General features: G+C 71.9%; 19 protein-coding genes. All 19 read right to left on the bottom strand.

Translation table 11 applies throughout. The features are described from left to right. Positions 1-76: 76 nt before the first annotated feature. Complete coding sequence (locus tag A6R01_RS07910) at positions 77-280, bottom strand: helix-turn-helix transcriptional regulator (RefSeq protein ID WP_292604925.1); 204 nt, start codon at positions 278-280, stop codon at positions 77-79. After that, positions 280-747, bottom strand: coding sequence for a DUF2975 domain-containing protein (locus A6R01_RS07905; protein ID WP_292604924.1), 468 nt, complete (start codon positions 745-747; stop codon positions 280-282). Before A6R01_RS07905 ends, A6R01_RS07910 begins: the two co-directional genes overlap by 1 nt. 75 nt (positions 748-822) lie before the next feature. After that, positions 823-969, bottom strand: a complete 147-nt coding sequence (locus tag A6R01_RS07900; RefSeq protein WP_292604923.1) for a hypothetical protein — start codon at positions 967-969, stop codon at positions 823-825. A gap of 283 nt (positions 970-1,252) precedes the next feature. Next, positions 1,253-1,525, bottom strand: a complete 273-nt coding sequence (locus tag A6R01_RS07895) for a hypothetical protein (RefSeq protein WP_292604922.1) — start codon at positions 1,523-1,525, stop codon at positions 1,253-1,255. Between the two features lie 2 nt (positions 1,526-1,527). Further along, on the bottom strand, positions 1,528-3,645 hold the full coding sequence (flhA, locus tag A6R01_RS07890) for a flagellar biosynthesis protein FlhA (RefSeq protein WP_292604921.1): 2,118 nt from the start codon (positions 3,643-3,645) through the stop codon (positions 1,528-1,530). A gap of 76 nt (positions 3,646-3,721) precedes the next feature. Beyond that, positions 3,722-4,804 carry an EscU/YscU/HrcU family type III secretion system export apparatus switch protein gene (locus A6R01_RS07885; protein WP_292604920.1) on the bottom strand — a complete coding sequence of 361 codons (1,083 nt, stop codon included), beginning with the start codon at positions 4,802-4,804 and terminating at the stop codon, positions 3,722-3,724. A 15-nt stretch (positions 4,805-4,819) separates the two neighbouring features. Continuing rightward, positions 4,820-5,584, bottom strand: coding sequence for a flagellar biosynthetic protein FliR (locus A6R01_RS07880; RefSeq protein ID WP_292604919.1), 765 nt, complete (start codon positions 5,582-5,584; stop codon positions 4,820-4,822). Positions 5,585-5,607: 23 nt separating this feature from the next. Then, positions 5,608-5,877 carry a flagellar biosynthetic protein FliQ gene (locus A6R01_RS07875; protein ID WP_292604918.1) on the bottom strand — a complete coding sequence of 90 codons (270 nt, stop codon included), beginning with the start codon at positions 5,875-5,877 and terminating at the stop codon, positions 5,608-5,610. Positions 5,878-5,961: 84 nt separating this feature from the next. Beyond that, the gene (gene fliP / locus A6R01_RS07870; protein ID WP_292604917.1) at positions 5,962-6,909 is read right to left on the bottom strand and encodes a flagellar type III secretion system pore protein FliP; all 948 of its coding nucleotides are present in this window, start codon (positions 6,907-6,909) and stop codon (positions 5,962-5,964) included. A gap of 107 nt (positions 6,910-7,016) precedes the next feature. After that, a complete protein-coding gene (locus tag A6R01_RS07865) occupies positions 7,017-8,057 on the bottom strand; it encodes a flagellar biosynthetic protein FliO (protein WP_292604916.1) in 1,041 nt (346 codons plus the stop codon). A 25-nt stretch (positions 8,058-8,082) separates the two neighbouring features. Continuing rightward, positions 8,083-9,009 carry a flagellar motor switch protein FliN gene (gene fliN, locus A6R01_RS07860; protein WP_292604915.1) on the bottom strand — a complete coding sequence of 309 codons (927 nt, stop codon included), beginning with the start codon at positions 9,007-9,009 and terminating at the stop codon, positions 8,083-8,085. Beyond that, complete coding sequence (locus tag A6R01_RS07855; protein ID WP_292604914.1) at positions 9,006-10,145, bottom strand: flagellar motor switch protein FliM; 1,140 nt, start codon at positions 10,143-10,145, stop codon at positions 9,006-9,008. The genes fliN and A6R01_RS07855 overlap by 4 nt, the downstream gene beginning before the upstream one ends. 170 nt (positions 10,146-10,315) lie before the next feature. Next, on the bottom strand, positions 10,316-10,765 hold the full coding sequence (locus A6R01_RS07850) for a flagellar basal body-associated protein FliL (RefSeq protein WP_292604913.1): 450 nt from the start codon (positions 10,763-10,765) through the stop codon (positions 10,316-10,318). After that, positions 10,762-11,868 carry a flagellar motor protein MotB gene (locus A6R01_RS07845; protein WP_292604912.1) on the bottom strand — a complete coding sequence of 369 codons (1,107 nt, stop codon included), beginning with the start codon at positions 11,866-11,868 and terminating at the stop codon, positions 10,762-10,764. The genes A6R01_RS07850 and A6R01_RS07845 overlap by 4 nt, the downstream gene beginning before the upstream one ends. Position 11,869: 1 nt before the next feature. Further along, positions 11,870-12,643 (bottom strand): MotA/TolQ/ExbB proton channel family protein, encoded by a 774-nt coding sequence (locus A6R01_RS07840; RefSeq protein WP_292604911.1) that lies wholly within the window; start codon positions 12,641-12,643, stop codon positions 11,870-11,872. Continuing rightward, positions 12,640-13,014 (bottom strand): flagellar FlbD family protein, encoded by a 375-nt coding sequence (locus A6R01_RS07835; protein WP_292604910.1) that lies wholly within the window; start codon positions 13,012-13,014, stop codon positions 12,640-12,642. Before A6R01_RS07835 ends, A6R01_RS07840 begins: the two co-directional genes overlap by 4 nt. Positions 13,015-13,128: 114 nt before the next feature. Then, the gene (locus A6R01_RS07830; protein WP_292604909.1) at positions 13,129-13,998 is read right to left on the bottom strand and encodes a flagellar hook-basal body complex protein; all 870 of its coding nucleotides are present in this window, start codon (positions 13,996-13,998) and stop codon (positions 13,129-13,131) included. 58 nt (positions 13,999-14,056) lie between these two features. Continuing rightward, a complete protein-coding gene (locus A6R01_RS07825; protein WP_292604908.1) occupies positions 14,057-14,554 on the bottom strand; it encodes a flagellar hook capping FlgD N-terminal domain-containing protein in 498 nt (165 codons plus the stop codon). A 9-nt stretch (positions 14,555-14,563) separates the two neighbouring features. Beyond that, a partial coding sequence (locus A6R01_RS07820; RefSeq protein WP_292604907.1) for a flagellar hook-length control protein FliK occupies positions 14,564-15,220 on the bottom strand: 657 nt, incomplete at its 5' end.

The raw sequence follows: 15,220 nt of genomic DNA, 5'->3' as shown, positions 1-15,220 counted from the left end.
GGCGTGCGCTGTGGGTCGAGCCGGCGTGTTGATACGCCGGTTCGGCGGGTGGGAAGGGGCGTGCTGCTGTCGGTCCTCAGGGCTCGTGACGCAGCAGGTCCCCGGGTTGGCAGTCGAGGGCTTCGCAGAGTGCCTCGAGCGTGGAGAACCGCACGGCCTTCGCCCGGCCGTTCTTGAGCACGGCCAGGTTCGCGGGGCTGATGCCGACGGCCTCGGCCAGCGCCCCCACCGACATCTTGCGGCGGGCGAGCATCACGTCGATGTCGACGACGATGGGCATCAGATGACCTCCGCCAGCTCGGCTCGCATCTCGACCGCCTGCCTCAGCAGGGCGCGCATGACACGCACCACGAGGGCGGCGCCGAGGGCCAGGCCGCCCGCACCACCGATGAGCAGCACCATGCCCGGGGCGACCTCGTCGCCGGGCGCGGCGACCGCGCCCAGCCAGAACAGCAGCAGCGCGCCGGTCGCCACCGCTGCGCTGATCACGTCGACGTAGCGGAAGGAGAGCGGCGAGAAGACCTCGTCGCGACCGACCAGCGTGAGCAGTCGCCACGTGCACACCATCACCACCTGGATGGCGACGATGCCCAGGGCGATGATCGTGACCACCTGGAGACGGACGGGTGCCGGCGCGCCCTCCAGGTCCAGGTAGAGCAGGGGGACCAGCACGGCCTGGACGAACAGCGAGCCGGCGAGGCCCAGGGCCAGGATGATGCGGGTGGCGGTGACCGTGTGCGCGTGCATGACAGCTCCTCTCGTCAGTCGAGAGGAAACTATCGAAAAACGATAGGTTCGGCAACCTCCGGAGGCGGAGCCTGCTCAGGCGGCGTCGAGGTCCTGGGCGACGAGGGCGGCGATCGCGTCGACCGCCGCCTGGTCCTCGCCGGCGACCGCGACCGGCGCGAGGCCGTGCAGACGGGGGAGCAGGTCGGCGTAGAACGAGTCGGCCGCGCCGGGCGGCAGCAAGCCGGCCAGGACGATCCAGGAGGCGAGCCGGCGTGTTGATACGCCGGTTCGGCGGGGAGGGGTGGGGGCGGGAGAAAAGTCCGTTGTGCGGGGGAGGACGCCGACCTACCGTGGAGGGACACGGGAAAGGAGGTGGTCCGAGACATGATTTCTCTACGGACGCGTGAGGTGGCTGCTCGCTAGCAGCGCTCCCTCGTAGGACGTCGCTGCCGGCAATCCAGGGCAGCCACCCGACCCCCAGGTGGTCCGGATCCGTCCGCCGGACCCGCTCGTCAGGGCAGTCTCACTGCTCGGCGGGCACGCCTGGGGGTCGCTCCATCTCCAGGGTCGGGTCCTCGCCCCGGTCCACCCCCCGGTCCGCGGCCTGGCGTACCGGTGCCGGTGGCTCGCCGACCATCGCCGCGACGACCGAGAGCGCGACCCAGCAGATCCCGAGGGCGACCAGGTAGCGACTCATCGCCACCTCCATCGGCATCCCCCCGGTGAGCGCCTGGTACAGCGCGGGGGAGGCGCAGACGCCGGCAGCGCCGAGGACGAGCGGGGACAGCAGATTCATGGTCAGGCTCCCATCGCGACGCTGGACACGGGTGCGGGTGCGGGTGCAGAGGTGGGGGCGGCGGCCGGCTGCTCGCCGACCAGCACGGAGTTCCGCTCGCCGCCGACGACGCCGACCGACCGCACCTGGGCGGTGCCGGACAGCTCGGGGTAGGCCAGGACGGCTAGCCGGTCGATGGCCGGGCGGACCAGCCGGCGCACGGCGGCACGCAGCTGCGGCGCGCACACCAGCACGGGGCGGATGTTGTGGTTCTCGGCCTGCACCAGGTGTTGGGCCAGCCCGCCGATGATGGTCTGGGCGGTCACCGGGTCGAGCACGAGCGTGGCGCCCTGCTCGCCGTGGCGCAGCGACTCCAGGAGCCGCTGCTCGAAGACCGGGTCGAAGCTGAGCACGTGCACGGTCCCGCCGGCGACGTACGGCGCCACCACGGCCGGGCCGAGGGCGGTGCGCGCGGCGTCGACGAGGGCGTCGACGTCCTTGGTCTGGGCCGCCTTCAGCGACAGCGCCTCGTAGATCCGGACCAGGTCGCGGATCGCGATGCCCTCCTCGAGCAGCTGCTGGAGCACCCGCTGGACCTCGCCGAGCGAGAGCAGGGTGGGCGTGAGCTCGTCGACCACGTTGGGGTGGGTGCGCTTGACGACGTCGGTGAGCAGGCGGACGTCCTCGCGACCCAGGAGCCGGGCGGCGTAGGTGGTGACGACCTGGGAGAGGTGGGTGGTGATGACCGCGGAGCGCTCCACGACGGTGGCGCCGGACAGCTCGGCCTGGGCCCGCAGCTCGGCGGGGATCCACTTGGCCTCGAGGCCGAAGACCGGCTCCTTGGTGGCCTCGCCGGGCAAGGAGCCGAGGAAGTCGCCGATCGCCAGGATGGTGCCCGGGGGCGCCTCGCCACGGGCGACCTCGATGTCGAAGAGCTTGATGGCGTAGGTGCGGCTGGGCAGCTCGAGGTTGTCGCGCGTGCGGACCAGCGGGACGACGACGCCGAGGTCGCCGGCGATCTTGCGGCGCAGCGCCTTGACCCGCTGCAGCAGGTCGCCGCCGTGGGCCTGGTCGACCAGGTCGATCATGTCCGCGGCCAGCTCCAGGCCCAGCGGGTCCACCTGGATCTCCTCGGCGAGCTGCTCGGGGTGGTCGGCGGCGGGTAGCTCGGCGACCTCGTCGGTGGCCTCGACCGCGGCGGGCTCCTCGCGCCCGGCGCGGGCGGAGAGCAGGAGCATCACGCCGCCGACGACCAGGAAGGGGATCTTCGGCAGGCCGGGGATCAGGCACAGCGCCATCGCCCCGAAGCCGGCGATCTGGAGGGCGTTCTTGTTGCCGGTGATCTGCTTGACGATGTCGGAGCCCATGTCGGACTCCGCGGCGCTGCGGGTGACGACCAGGCCCGTGGCGACCGACAGCAGCAGCGCCGGGATCTGGCTGACCAGGCCGTCGCCGACCGTCAGCAGCGAGTAGGTGGACACGGCGTCGCCGGGGGACATCCCGAGCTGGGCCAAGCCGATGGCCATGCCGCCGATGAGGTTGACGACCGTGATGAGGATGGCTGCGATCGCGTCGCCCTTGACGAACTTCGAGGCACCGTCCATCGCGCCGTAGAAGTCGGCCTCGGCGTGCACCTCCTGGCGACGGCGCCGTGCCTCGTCCTCGTCGATGAGCCCGGAGTTGAGGTCGGCGTCGATCGCCATCTGCTTGCCGGGCATGGCGTCGAGGGTGAAGCGGGCCCCGACCTCGGCCACGCGCTCGGCGCCCTTGGTGATGACGACGAACTGGATGATCAGCAGGATCACGAAGATGATCAGGCCGACGATCAGGGAGCCGCCGACAACGAAGTGCCCGAAGGTCTCGATCACCTTCCCGGCGTAGCCGTCCAGGAGCACCAGCCGGGTCGCGCTCACGTTGAGCGCCAGCCGGAAGAGCGTCATCACCAGCAGCACGGCCGGGAACGCGGCGAAGTCCAGGGGGCGCTCGACCGACATCGCGGTGAGCAGCACCAGCAGCGCGCCGGCGATGTTGGCCGCGATCAGCAGGTCGAGCACGACCGGCGGCAGCGGGACGACGAGCATCACGACGATCATGACGATCCCGACCGGGACGCCGATCTGGGTCAGTCGCTGGAGGGACATGCGGGCCTTCCGGGGTCGTGGAGCTCACTCGACCAGCCGTCCTGGCTGCAGCGACGCCCTCCTGGCGTCGGGGGTCCTATCGACCGGCGGGCACGGCACCTGAGGGGTTCGGCCCGGCCGTCGCGCCGGCCGTGGGGGTCCGGCGGCGACGTGCCCCGGCGTGCGGCACGTCCGGCAGGGCGGCCTCGCCGCGCGGGGAGCGGTGGGTGCCGGCGTACGACCCACGCTGACGGCGGCTGATGACGAACGCGAGCACGTGCGCCACCGCGGCGAAGAGCTCGGTGGGGATCTCCATCCCGACCTCGGTGGAGCGGTGGAGGGCGCGGGCGAGCGGGACGTCCTGGACCAGGGGTACGCCGGCGTCGGTGGCCACCTCGCGGATCCGTGCCGCCACCACGCCGGCCCCGCGCGCCACGACGACCGGGGCGCCGCGCTCGGGCTGGTAGCGCAGGGCGACCGCGACGTGCGTGGGGTTGACCAGCACGACGTCGGACTCCATCACGTCGGCGATCATCCGGTTGCGGGCGTTGGCCAGCTGGCGCGAGCGGATCTGGCCCTTGAGCATCGGGTCGCCCTCGGCCTGCTTGTGCTCGTCCTTGACCTCCTGCTTGGTCATGTTCGTGGCCTTGGTGATGCGCCGCCGCGCCATGGGGACGAGCCCGCCGATCATCGGGATCAGCGTGGAGACGGTCTGGTAGACCAGCCCGGTCACCAGCAGGGTCTTGATCAGCATCTTGGCCAGCTCCCACCAGGCCTGCGGACCGAACATCCGCTTGGCGCCCTTGAGCAGGCTGAGCTTGCCGAGGTCGGGCTTCATCATCTTCGAGGCGACGTAGAGACCGCCCTGGGCCAGCGTGATCGCGGTGCTGAGGACCAGCACCGTGCCGCCGAGGACGACCAGGGTCAGGAACGCCGCCATGCCCGCGTCGCGGAACAGGGCCGAGGCCACCTCGACGCTGGGGTCCTCCAGCGCCCGCAGGCACCGGGTCATCAGCCCGGTGATCGAGTCGGCCTGGTAGCGCAGCGCCGGCGGCAGGGCCAGGGTGACCAGGAACAGGCTGATCCACCCGCCGAGCTCGGCGGTGCGGGCGACCTGTCCCTCCTTGCGCGACTCCTTGCGCTTCTTCGGGGTCGCCTTCTCGGTCTTCTCACCGGCCACGGGTGCTCACCTGCCTCAGCCGCCCATCAGGGCGGCCATCGCCCGCATCGCGTGGTCGACGACCCGCTCGACGACCGTGATGAGCACCGGGAAGCTCAGGCCCACCAGGACCAGGGTCATCCCGATCTTGGCCGGGAACATCACGTTCAGGGCGTTGAGCTGGGGGGCGACCTTGGTCATCAGCGCAAGCCCGAGGTCGGAGACGAAGAGGACCGCGATCATCGGCAGCGCCACCTGCACCGAGATGACCACGAACAGGGTGAAGATCCGGGTGAGCAGCCCGGGGCCGTCGGTGACCTGCGGCATCTCGCCGACCGGCACCAGGTCGAAGGTGCGCAGCAGGCCGCCGATGACCAGCAGGTGCCCGCCGCTGGCGAAGAGCAGCATCGTGAACAGCCACTGGTGGAAGGTGCCGAAGACGGTGCTGCCCTGCTGGCCCAGCGGGTCGAAGCCCTGCGCGAGCGCGAAGCCGCCGAAGACGTCGACCAGGCTGCCGGCCGCCGCGACCGCCGCGAACATCAGCGAGGTGACGAAGCCCAGCGCGGCTCCGGTGGCCGCCTGGGTGACCACCGTGACGACCAGGCCGGGCAGGCTGGTCGGCACCTCCGCCTGCGCCAGCGACGGGGCGATGACCAGCGCCAGGCCGAGGCTGAGAATGACCTTGACCATCGTCGGCACCGCCCGCGTCGAGAACGGCGGCACGACCACCAGCCAGGCCACGATGCGCACCGAGGCCAGGAGGTAGGCCAGCAGCGGCTCGCCGGCGAGGGTGACGTACACGGGTCGGTTCCTGGGTGCGCGCGTCAGGCCAGCAGGCCGGGGATCATCGCGAACAGGTCCTGGGTGAAGTTGATGAGCGTCTGCAGCATCCAGTTGCCCGAGGCGACCAGGGCGGCGCCGACGGCGACCACCTTGGGCACGAACGCCAGGGTGAACTCCTGGATCTGCGTCATCGACTGGAACAGCGACACCGTGAAGCCGACCGAGAGCGCCGTGAGGAGGATCGGCGCGGACAGCTTCAGCGCCACCTCCATGGTGAGGGTGGCGATCTCGATGACCGTGGTGTCGTTCATGGGGTCCTCCGGGGAGCCGGGGCCGACACGTCGTGGCGGGCCCGGATGGCTGGTCTGTCGGGGGCGCTGGCGGCCTCACGGCCGCTAGGCATAGCTCTGGACCAGACTCGTGATGATCAGCGCCCATCCGTCGACGAGGACGAAGAGCAGCAGCTTGAAGGGCAGCGACACCATCACCGGCGGCATCATCATCATGCCCAGCGCCATCAGCGCCCCGCTCACGACGATGTCGATGACCAGGAACGGGATGAAGATGATGAAGCCGATGATGAAGGCCTGCTTGAGTTCGCTGATGATGAACGCCGGCACCAGCGTCGACATCGGCACCTCGGCCCGGTTGGCCGGGAGGTCGCGACGCGCGACGTTGGTCAGCAGGGCCAGCTCCTCGTCGCCGGTCTGGTCGAGCATGAACTCCCGCAGCGGCTCCACCCCCGACTCGTAGGCGGCCGCCGCGTTCTTCTGACCGTCGAGGTAGGGCTGCAGGCCCTCGTCGTTCACCTGGCTCAGGACCGGCGCCATGATGAAGACGCTCAAGAACAACGCCAGTCCGGCGAGCACCTGGTTGGGCGGGGTCTGCTGCAGGCCCAGCGCGTTCCGGGTCAGGCCCAGCACCACCAGGATCTTGGTGAAGCTGGTGCAGGTCAGCAGGATCGCCGGGGCCAGCGAGAGCAGGGTCAGGGTCAGCAGGAGCGTCACCGACGAGCTCGGCTTGTCGGTGAGGCCCTCGACGTCGATGACGACGCTGTCGGCGCCGGTCTCGTCGGCACCCTGGTTGCCGCGGTTGCGACCGTTGCCGCCCTGGGTCTGCTCGGCGTCGGGTGCGGTGGGCTGCGGGGCTGCCTGGACCTGGGCCTGGACCTGGACCTGGGCCTGGGCCTGGGCAGTCGCGAGGCCGGGGGCGGCAGCGGCCTGGCCGGTCGTCCCGACCGTCACCAGCAGCAGCGCCAGCGGCGCCAGCAGGGAGACCACCAGGGCGCGGACGAGGGTCGAGGGGGAGCCCGGGTGACGGCGGACGGTGCGGCTGCTGGTCATCGGGTTCACCTCTCTCTGCAGGTCGGGGCTGGTCAGGGCCGGTCAGGGTCGGTCAGGGCATGGCGGGTCGGGGGCCGGTGGGTTCCCCGGTCCCCGGGCCGCGGTGGTCAGGAGGCGCGGCGGGTGACGGCGCGGTAGGCCTGACGCCAGGTCGTGGGCGAGAGCACCGACCCGCTGAGCGCACCCTCGGGTGCGAGCCCCGCCTCGGGCACCGGCCGCGAGGTCGGCGCCGTGGTGCGGGCGGCGGTGCTGCTGCCGGCCTGCAGCTGCGCGGAGAGCAGCGCCGCACGCAGGGCGGCGAGGTCAGCGGCGGACGGGCCGGCCGGCGCTGCGGCGACGGTCGGCTGGGCCGGGGCGACCGGGGCAGCCGGGGCCGCCTCGGTGGTGCGGGCGGCCCGGGCACCGCCGGTGACCGTCGGCGGCAGCTCCATGGCCGGCGCCGGAGCGGCGTGGCGGCCGCTGCGGGCCCCGGAGGAGACGGCCGGGGAGACGGGGTCGGCGTGCGCCCCGGTGGCCAACTGCGCGCGCAGGGCCGAGGCGAAAGCGGCGTACGACGGGTCCTCGGGGAGGAACGGGTCCTCCTCGTCGGAGGCGGTCGGCTGCGCGGGGGCCGGGGCTGGAACGACGGGCGCGGCGTAGGCGGCCGCGGCCGCGGCGGGGGACGTGGCCGGAGCGGCGTGCGTCGGCGGACGGTGGCCGAAGAGCTCCTCGAGGGTGACCTGGTCGGGCTCGGCGAGCAGCGCCTCCAGCGAGGGCAGCGAGTCGTACGCCGCCGGGTCGATCGACCCGGTCTCACCGGCCAGAAGGGCGGTGAGCTCGTCGCCGGTCAGGTCCTCGGCCAGGTCGTCGGACTGCTCGTCGTGCTCGGCGGCCGCCTCGGCAGCGCTGTCCTCCTCCGCGCTGAAGGCGTCGGGGTCGAGCTCGGTGAGCACGTTGACCTGCTGGTCGGTGCTGCCGAGCACCAGCACCCGGCCGGCGACCGAGACGACCGAGACGGACGCGGACTTGCTCAGCGCCTGGCGGTGCAGGACCTCGATCGGCGACCCGGCCCTGCCGTGCAGCCGACGCGCGGCGACCCGGCTGATCAGGATCAGCAGCCCGACGACGACCGCCAGGCTGAACACCATCCGCAGCAGCAGCTCTCCCATGGTTCTCTCCCCCCTCGTACGCGGATCAGACCGCGGCGCTCTGGTCTATGATCTCGGTGATCCGGAGGCCGAAGTCCTCGTCGACGACCACCACCTCGCCCCGGGCGATGAGCCGACCGTTGACCAGCAGGTCCGCCGGGCTGCCGGCGGCCCGGTCCAGGGCGAGCACGGCTCCGGGCGTCAGGGCGAGCAGGTCACGCACGGACATCCGGGTGCGACCGAGCTCGACGGTGACCTCCATCTCGACCCCGTGCAGCATCTCGATGCCGCGGCGGCCGGTGGCGATCGAGCGGACGTTGCCCTCGACCGGCGGGCCGGGCACGGGCGGCAGGGTCGGCTGGGCGATCGAGCCGTGCCCAGCACCCGCGCCCGTCGACCCACCCATGGACTCGTCCACGGACCCACCCAGCGCCTCGCCGATCGCCTCACCGAGGGTCGACGGGGCGTCGGTCGCGCCGGCGGCCGGTGCCGCTGGCGTCGCCGTCGAGGCAGGGGCGGTCGCCCGCTCCGCCTCCTGCAGCGTCGAGTCGGGCACCAGCACGGCGGCGAAGATCGTGCTGCCCATCAGCGGGACGGCGGTGAAGTCGCCGCCCATGTCGGTGACGACGTCGTCGAGGTCGACGGTGCGGCCGGCCTGGGCGGTGCCGCCCAGCGCGGCGGCCGCGGCGTCGAGTGCGGGCTGCACGGCGGCGGCCAGGTCCAGCTCCCCCATGGGGCTGGAGGACAGCGCCGAGGTCAGCTCGTCGGCGACGAGCACGCCCACCCGGCCACTGATGGCGCCGCCGAGGTCGGCGACCACTGCGGCGGAGAAGAGCGACGTGACGTGCTCGGTGCCCGGCTGCGGCGTCCCGGGCTCCAGCTGCTCGGACGACGGCAGGATCGCGGCCAGCGCGGCGGCAGCCGTCGTGGCGACCGCGTCGTGCGGGCCGGGGACGATCGGGGCGGCGGTCATCGGAGCTCCTGCAGGGTGAGGGTCGGGTCGTCGAGGCCGGTGGGGGCACCCGGCGGGAAGCCGGGGGGAAGGTCGCGAGCAACGTCGGGGGGCAGCCCCGCGGCGAGGTCGGTCACCTGGTGCACCGGGGTGGGGGGAGCGGGCTGGTGGGCGCCGCCGCCGCTGAGCTCGGCGAGCTCATCGGGCGACGTCGGACGGGCGGCCACGATCAGGGCGGCGAGCCGCTCGCCCTGGGTGCCGGGGGTGGCGTGGGCGAAGGCCTCGTCGTCGACGGTGATGTCGAGCGGGGCCGAGGCGGGGTGACCGAGCCGGAGCACGTCGCCGATGCTCAGGCTCGACAGCAGCGCCGGGTCGACGAAGCTGGAGCGGAACCGGACGCTCACGTCGACGGGCACGTCGGTGAAGCTGCGCTGGAGGACCTGGGCGGCCTCCGCGCGCTGGGCACGCTCCCGGTTCGACACGGGGGCCGGTGCGGCCGCGGCGGCGAGGTGCGGGTGCAGGCCGCTGAAGGGCAGGCAGACCGACATCTCGAACGGCACGTCGTCGATGCGCAGCTCCATCTCCATGACGACCATGACGTCGGCGGGGCCGGCGACCTGGGCGAACTGGGGGCTGTACTCGACGCCGGTGACCTCGGGGTCCATCGCCACGATGGCGGCCAGGGAGTAGCGCATCTCGCGCAGCAGCCGCTCGACGAGGCCGCGCACGACGCCCGACTCGATCTCGGTCAGCGGCCGCTTGGGCTGGGTCCGGGAGCCGGGCCCGCCGAGCATGTGGTCCACGCACGACATCACCGCGTCCAGCGGCAGGTGCAGGACACCGCGACCGGGCATCGGCTCGGTGGTGAAGAGGGTGAGGTAGGTCAGCTGGTCCAGGCTGTCGACGTACTCGGCGTAGGAGCGCTGGTCGATGGTGCGCATCGAGACCGCGCACACCGAGCGCAGCGCGCTGGTGAAGACGGTGGTGGCCTGGCGGGTGAAGCCGTCGAAGCCGAGCTGGAGGATCCGCTGGTGCTCACGCGAGAGCTGGATGGGGCGACGGAAGTCGTAGGGCACGACGTCCGCGCCGCCGCGACGGCGCGACCGGCCGCCGGAGGTCGGTCCGGGGGCGGCCGGCAGGCTCGACGGGAGGCTCACGTTGCCCCGATCGGCCGTCCATGGCCTCTCCTGAGACAACCGGCTGCCGCAACGTGCGCCGCCAGCGGGCTCAGGCGTGGAAATAGTCCGTTCGGACTATGCCCGGGGACCGGTTTCCTGCCCGGTCCCGGGTGACGTCCCGCCGTTCGGCGGGAGTGCGCCCTGCGGCGCTACTGGGTGACGAACTCGGTGAAGTACACCCCCATCACGTCGCCGTGGTACTCCTCCTCCAGGTACACCAGGAGCTCCTCCTTGAGCTGTTGGCGATGCTTGGCCTTGCCGAGGTCCACCATGTCCTGGCCGGAGAACAGCTCGATCGTGGCGTCCAGCGCCTTGCTGCCGTCGGGTTCGTGCTTGATGTCAACGACCAACTGCAACGCGATGCCGATGCGTAGGTAGTGGCCCTCCGCCAGGTTGATCTGGACCGGGTCCAGGACGAGCACCTCGCCCGGCTCCGGAGCCGGCTCCGCGCCGGCGGGCTTGAGGAAGAACCAGTAGCCGCCTCCGCCGCCGAGCAGCAGCACGAGGACGACGATGATGATCAGCTTCTTCTTGCCGCCCTTGGCCTCTGCTTCGGGGGCGGCGCCGGCCGCGGCGGGGGCGGTCGCGGTGGTGCTCATGACTGCTCCTTCGGATCGGGTGCGATGCGTCCGGCGGCCGCGTGGGCCCCGTCGGTGTCGGGGGAGTCGGTCTCGTCGGTGTCGCTGTCGTGCGTGTCGTCGGTCTCTGCCTGCTCGGCCTTCTTGGCCTTGCGGGCGGCCTTCTTCTCCGCCTTCGTCCGGGCCTTCTTCTGGGCCTTGCCGGTCGCCTTCTCCTGTGCTATCGCGGCGTCGGCCTCCTGCTTGGCCGCAGCGTCGGGCAGCAGGGCGGCGTCCTGGGGTGCGAGGTCGGTCAACACGACGATGTCGACCCGCTTGTTGACCGCCTGCGCGCCGGGCTTGCTGGGGTCGACCAGTGGTCGGGTCGAGCCGTAGCCGGCCATCGAGAGCCGGGCGGTCGGGAGCCCGTGCTGCTCCTCGAGACGGCGCAGGACGGTGACGGCACGGGCGGCCGAGAGGTCCCAGTCCGTGGCGTAGTACTTCGGCTTCACCGGCACCTGGTTGGTGTGACCGTCGATCTGGAGCGGGTCCTCCAGTGACCGCAGCACGGGCGCGACCGCGTCGACGACCTGCTGCCCGCGCAGGCTCAGCGAGGCCAGGTTGGCCTGGAAGACGACGTGGCGCGAGACCAGGCTGATCACCAGGCCGCGGTGGTCGTACGACGTCGCGACGTCGCCGGCCAGTCCCTCGCGCTCCAGGGCCTCGGTCAGCGTCGCGCGGACCTTCTCCAGGCGCTCGGCCTCGGCGGCGGCCTCGTCCCAGGACCGCTGGTTCTGCAGCGCCGCCGCCTGCTGGACGGCGTTGGCCACGACCTGCCGCTGCTCGGAGTCGAGGTTGGCGGTGGCCAGCTGGGGGGACACCGAGTCGACGGGGGCCGACCCGGGCTGGTCGTGCAGCGAAGAGCTGCCCACGAGGAGGGAGTCGCTGCTGCCGAAGCCGGCCGCGAGACCCTCCTTGAGCTGGGCGTACTTCTTCTCGTCGACCTGGCTCATCGCGAACATGACGACGAAGAGCACCATGAGCAGCGTGACCATGTCGGCGTAGCTGACCAGCCACCGCTCGTGGTTCTCGTGCTCCTCGTGCTCCTCGTGCTTCTTGCGACGGGACCCGTGGCCGCTGCTCATGTCACGCCGCCTCGGAGAGCTGGTCCTCCGCGGGGAGCAGCGAGGTGAGCTTCTGCTGGATCACCCGCGGGTTGGCGCCGGCCTGGATGGCGGCGATGCCCTCGACGACCAGCTCCATCCGGGCGCACTCGAGCTCGGAGAGCCGCTTCAGGCGAGCGGAGATCGGCAGGAAGATGATGTTGGCGCTGGCGACGCCCCACAGGGTCGCGAGGAACGCGGCGGCGATGAGGTGACCCAGCTTCTCGGGCTCGGCGAGGTTCTCCAGCACGTGGACCAGGCCCATGACCGTTCCGACGATGCCGATGGTGGGCGCGTAGGCGCCCGCGTCGGCGTAGAACTTGGCCGACTGCTTGTCGGCCCGCTTCTTGGCGCTCACCTCGGCCTCGAGGATGTCGCGGACCTCCTCGGGGTCGGTGCCGTCGATGGCCAGCGTGACGCCCTTGGCCAGGAACGGGTCGTCCATGTCCTTGACCATGTCCTCCAGGGCCAGCAGGCCCTCGCGGCGGGCGCGGTCGGCCAGCGACACGATCTGCGGCACCGCGTCGGCGCCCGAGATCTGACCGCTGCCGCCGAAGGCGCGACCCAGGGCCTTCACCGCGGCCTTGGCGTCAGGCAGCGTGCCGCCGGCGATGGTGATGAGGATCGAGGTGCCGAACACCAGGAGCATCGGCGGGAGCAGCAACATCGACATCGGGTTGCCGCCCTCGAGGATGTTGGCGGTGATGACGACGCCGAAGCCGCCGAAGATGCCGACCGCGGTGGCGAGGTCCTTCATCGGGGGCTCACCTCCTCCGTCACGGTCGCCGCGACACCACTCGGGTGGTCGCCGTCGATCACGCTCAGGCTCGGTCGGGGCTGGTGCAGGTCGAGCAGTGAGGCGAGCGCCTGCTGCTCGGGCACCAGCCCGTGCGGGTCGTGGGTGTCGGCCGGCAGCCGCAGGTCACCGACCTGGATGTGGCTGGACAGCGCGACGACCTCGGCGCGGTGGCGCAGGATCGAGGACATCACGTCGCGCAGCGGCTCGGCGACGACGTACTTCTTGCCGTCGACCAACGTGATGACCGTGTCCGGCGTGCTGTCGATGCGCTCGATGAGGTCGGCGTTGAGAGCGAACACGGACCCCGAGAGACGGGTCAGGGAAATCATGGGGTGGCACCATCCTTGTGCTTGGCCCGACGGCCGTCCGTGGCCGTCGAGGAAACAGATCGGCCGCCGGCACCGGGACCTGAGGGGTCCGGGCCGACGGCCTCTCCGCGGGGGTCAGCGCTTGATGTTGACCAGTTCCTCGAGGACCTGGTCGGAGGTGGTGATGACCCGCGAGCTGGCCTGGAAGCCACGCTGGGCGAGGATCAGGTTGGTGAACTCGGCGGCGAGCTCGACGTTGGACATCTCCAGCGCTCCGGCGATGATCGTGCCCGCACCGTCCTGGCCGGGCACGCCCAGCTGCACTGCGCCGGAGTTGGCCGACGCGCGGTAGGCCGTCTCGCCGATCTTCTCCAGGCCCATCACGTTGGCGAAGTCGGCGCTGGCCAGCTGGGCCATGTCGCGCTGGATGCCGTCGGAGAAGACGCCGCGCAGCATGCCGTCGGAGCCGAAGGTGTACGACGTCAGCGCGGTGCCCGCACCCACCGGCGGGGTCAGCGTGGGCAGCACGGCGGTGTCGAGGGTGATGTCGATGAGGCCGGCCGCGTAGTCCGGGGCGCCGGTGGCGTCCAGGCCGTAGCCCTGCACCCGCGCGCCGCTGTTGGTCACCAGGGTGCCGGTCTCGTCGAAGGTGAACGCACCGGCGCGGGTGTACATCTGCTCGTTGCCGCGCTGGACGACGAAGAACCCGTCGCCCTGCAGCATCAGGTCGGTGCCGCGGCCGGTCATCTGGGCCGAGCCCTGGTTGAAGTTGGTCGACGTGGTGGCGATCTGGACGCCCAGCCCGATCTGGACCGGGTTGGTGCCGCCGCGCTCGGCGTTGGCGGCGGTGCCGCCGGTCATCATCTGGCTCAGGGTGTCCTGGAAGACGGTGGTCGAGGACTTGAAGCCGGTGGTGTTGGCGTTGGCGATGTTGTTGCCGGTGACGTCGAGCATGGTCTGGTTGACGCGGAGGCCGGAGATGCCGGCGAAGAGCGAACGGAGCATGGGACGAGTTCCTTGTCTCAGAAGGTCGGTGGAGACCGGTGGACTGCTGGGGCGGGTGTCAGACGGCCGACGTGGTCGGGTCGGACGGGGTGCTGGAGGACTGGCCCTCTGAGGGGCCTGACGACTGGCCGGCTCGTGAGCCGTCGGTGACCGCGAGCACGGACGCGAGCGGGACGTCGACACCGCCGACGTCGAGCACCGGTCCTGCGGCGCCGAAGCTCACCCCGTGCACCGCTCCGGTGCCCTGGGTGCCGTCGCTGAGGGTGTAGGAGACGTCGCGGCCCACCAGTGAGCTGGCGCCGAAGGCCGTCGTGGCCTGGAGCACCATCGCCGTCTGGTCGGCGACCGCCTGCATCTTCTCCAGGGCGGTGAACTGGGCGTTCTGCGCGAGGAACTCGCTGGAGTCCGCCGGGTTCATCGGGTCCTGGTACCTCAGCTGCGCGACCATGAGCTGCAGGAACATCTCCTTGCTCTCATCGGTCGCCGCCGTCGTGCTGGCGGGCAAGAGCCCCGCCATGCCGCTGCCCGTCACAGCCTCGGTGGCTGGGATGGTCACGGTCCCTCCTCACATGCTCACGTCGAGGCGCCGCGAGGCGTCCGACGTGGGCGGGTCGGCCGGGCGGGGGGTCCCCGCGCCCTGGCTGCCGTCCCTGGCAGTGGTGTCGACCTGCGTCCCTGCGGGTCGTCCTGCGGCCCGGTGCTCGGCCTGGGGCCGCTCGCCGGGGGTCTGGTGGTCCGACGCGCCGGCGTCGGTCTGGCTCGGCGGCGGGTTGTCGCCGTCGTACGCCTGGGGGTCGGGCTGGCCGCCTGCCTGGCCGCCTGCCTGGCTGCCGGCGTGGTGGCCGGCCTGCTGGCTGCCCTGCTGCCCGGCGGCCTGCGAGTGGTGCAGCACGCTCAGCTGCGTCTCGCCGGCCGGTCGGCCGCTCATCGACTCCAGCGCGCGCTGCAGGGCGGGCAGCCCCTCGTGCAGGGTGGCGCGGGCGTCCTCGGAGCCGGTGGCCATGCGCACCCGGACCCCGCCGGGGTGCACGGTCAGGGTGATCCGGACGTCACCGAGGTGCTCGGGGTCGAGCCGGAGCACCATCCGGTGGGTGCCGGGGCCGGCCTGCACGAGCCGGGTCAGCTCGGGCACGACCTGCGCGGCGGCGCTCTGGGTCACCTGGGTGACCGGTCGGTCGGTGGTCGCGGTGGCTGCGGTGGTGGCCGGCGCCTGCACGAACGT

This window comes from Nocardioides sp. REDSEA-S30_B4 (assembly GCF_001627265.1).
Lineage (GTDB): Bacteria > Actinomycetota > Actinomycetes > Propionibacteriales > Nocardioidaceae > Nocardioides.
The sequence above is the reverse complement of the archived record's forward strand: the minus strand, read 5'-3'. Positions and strand labels throughout refer to the sequence as shown.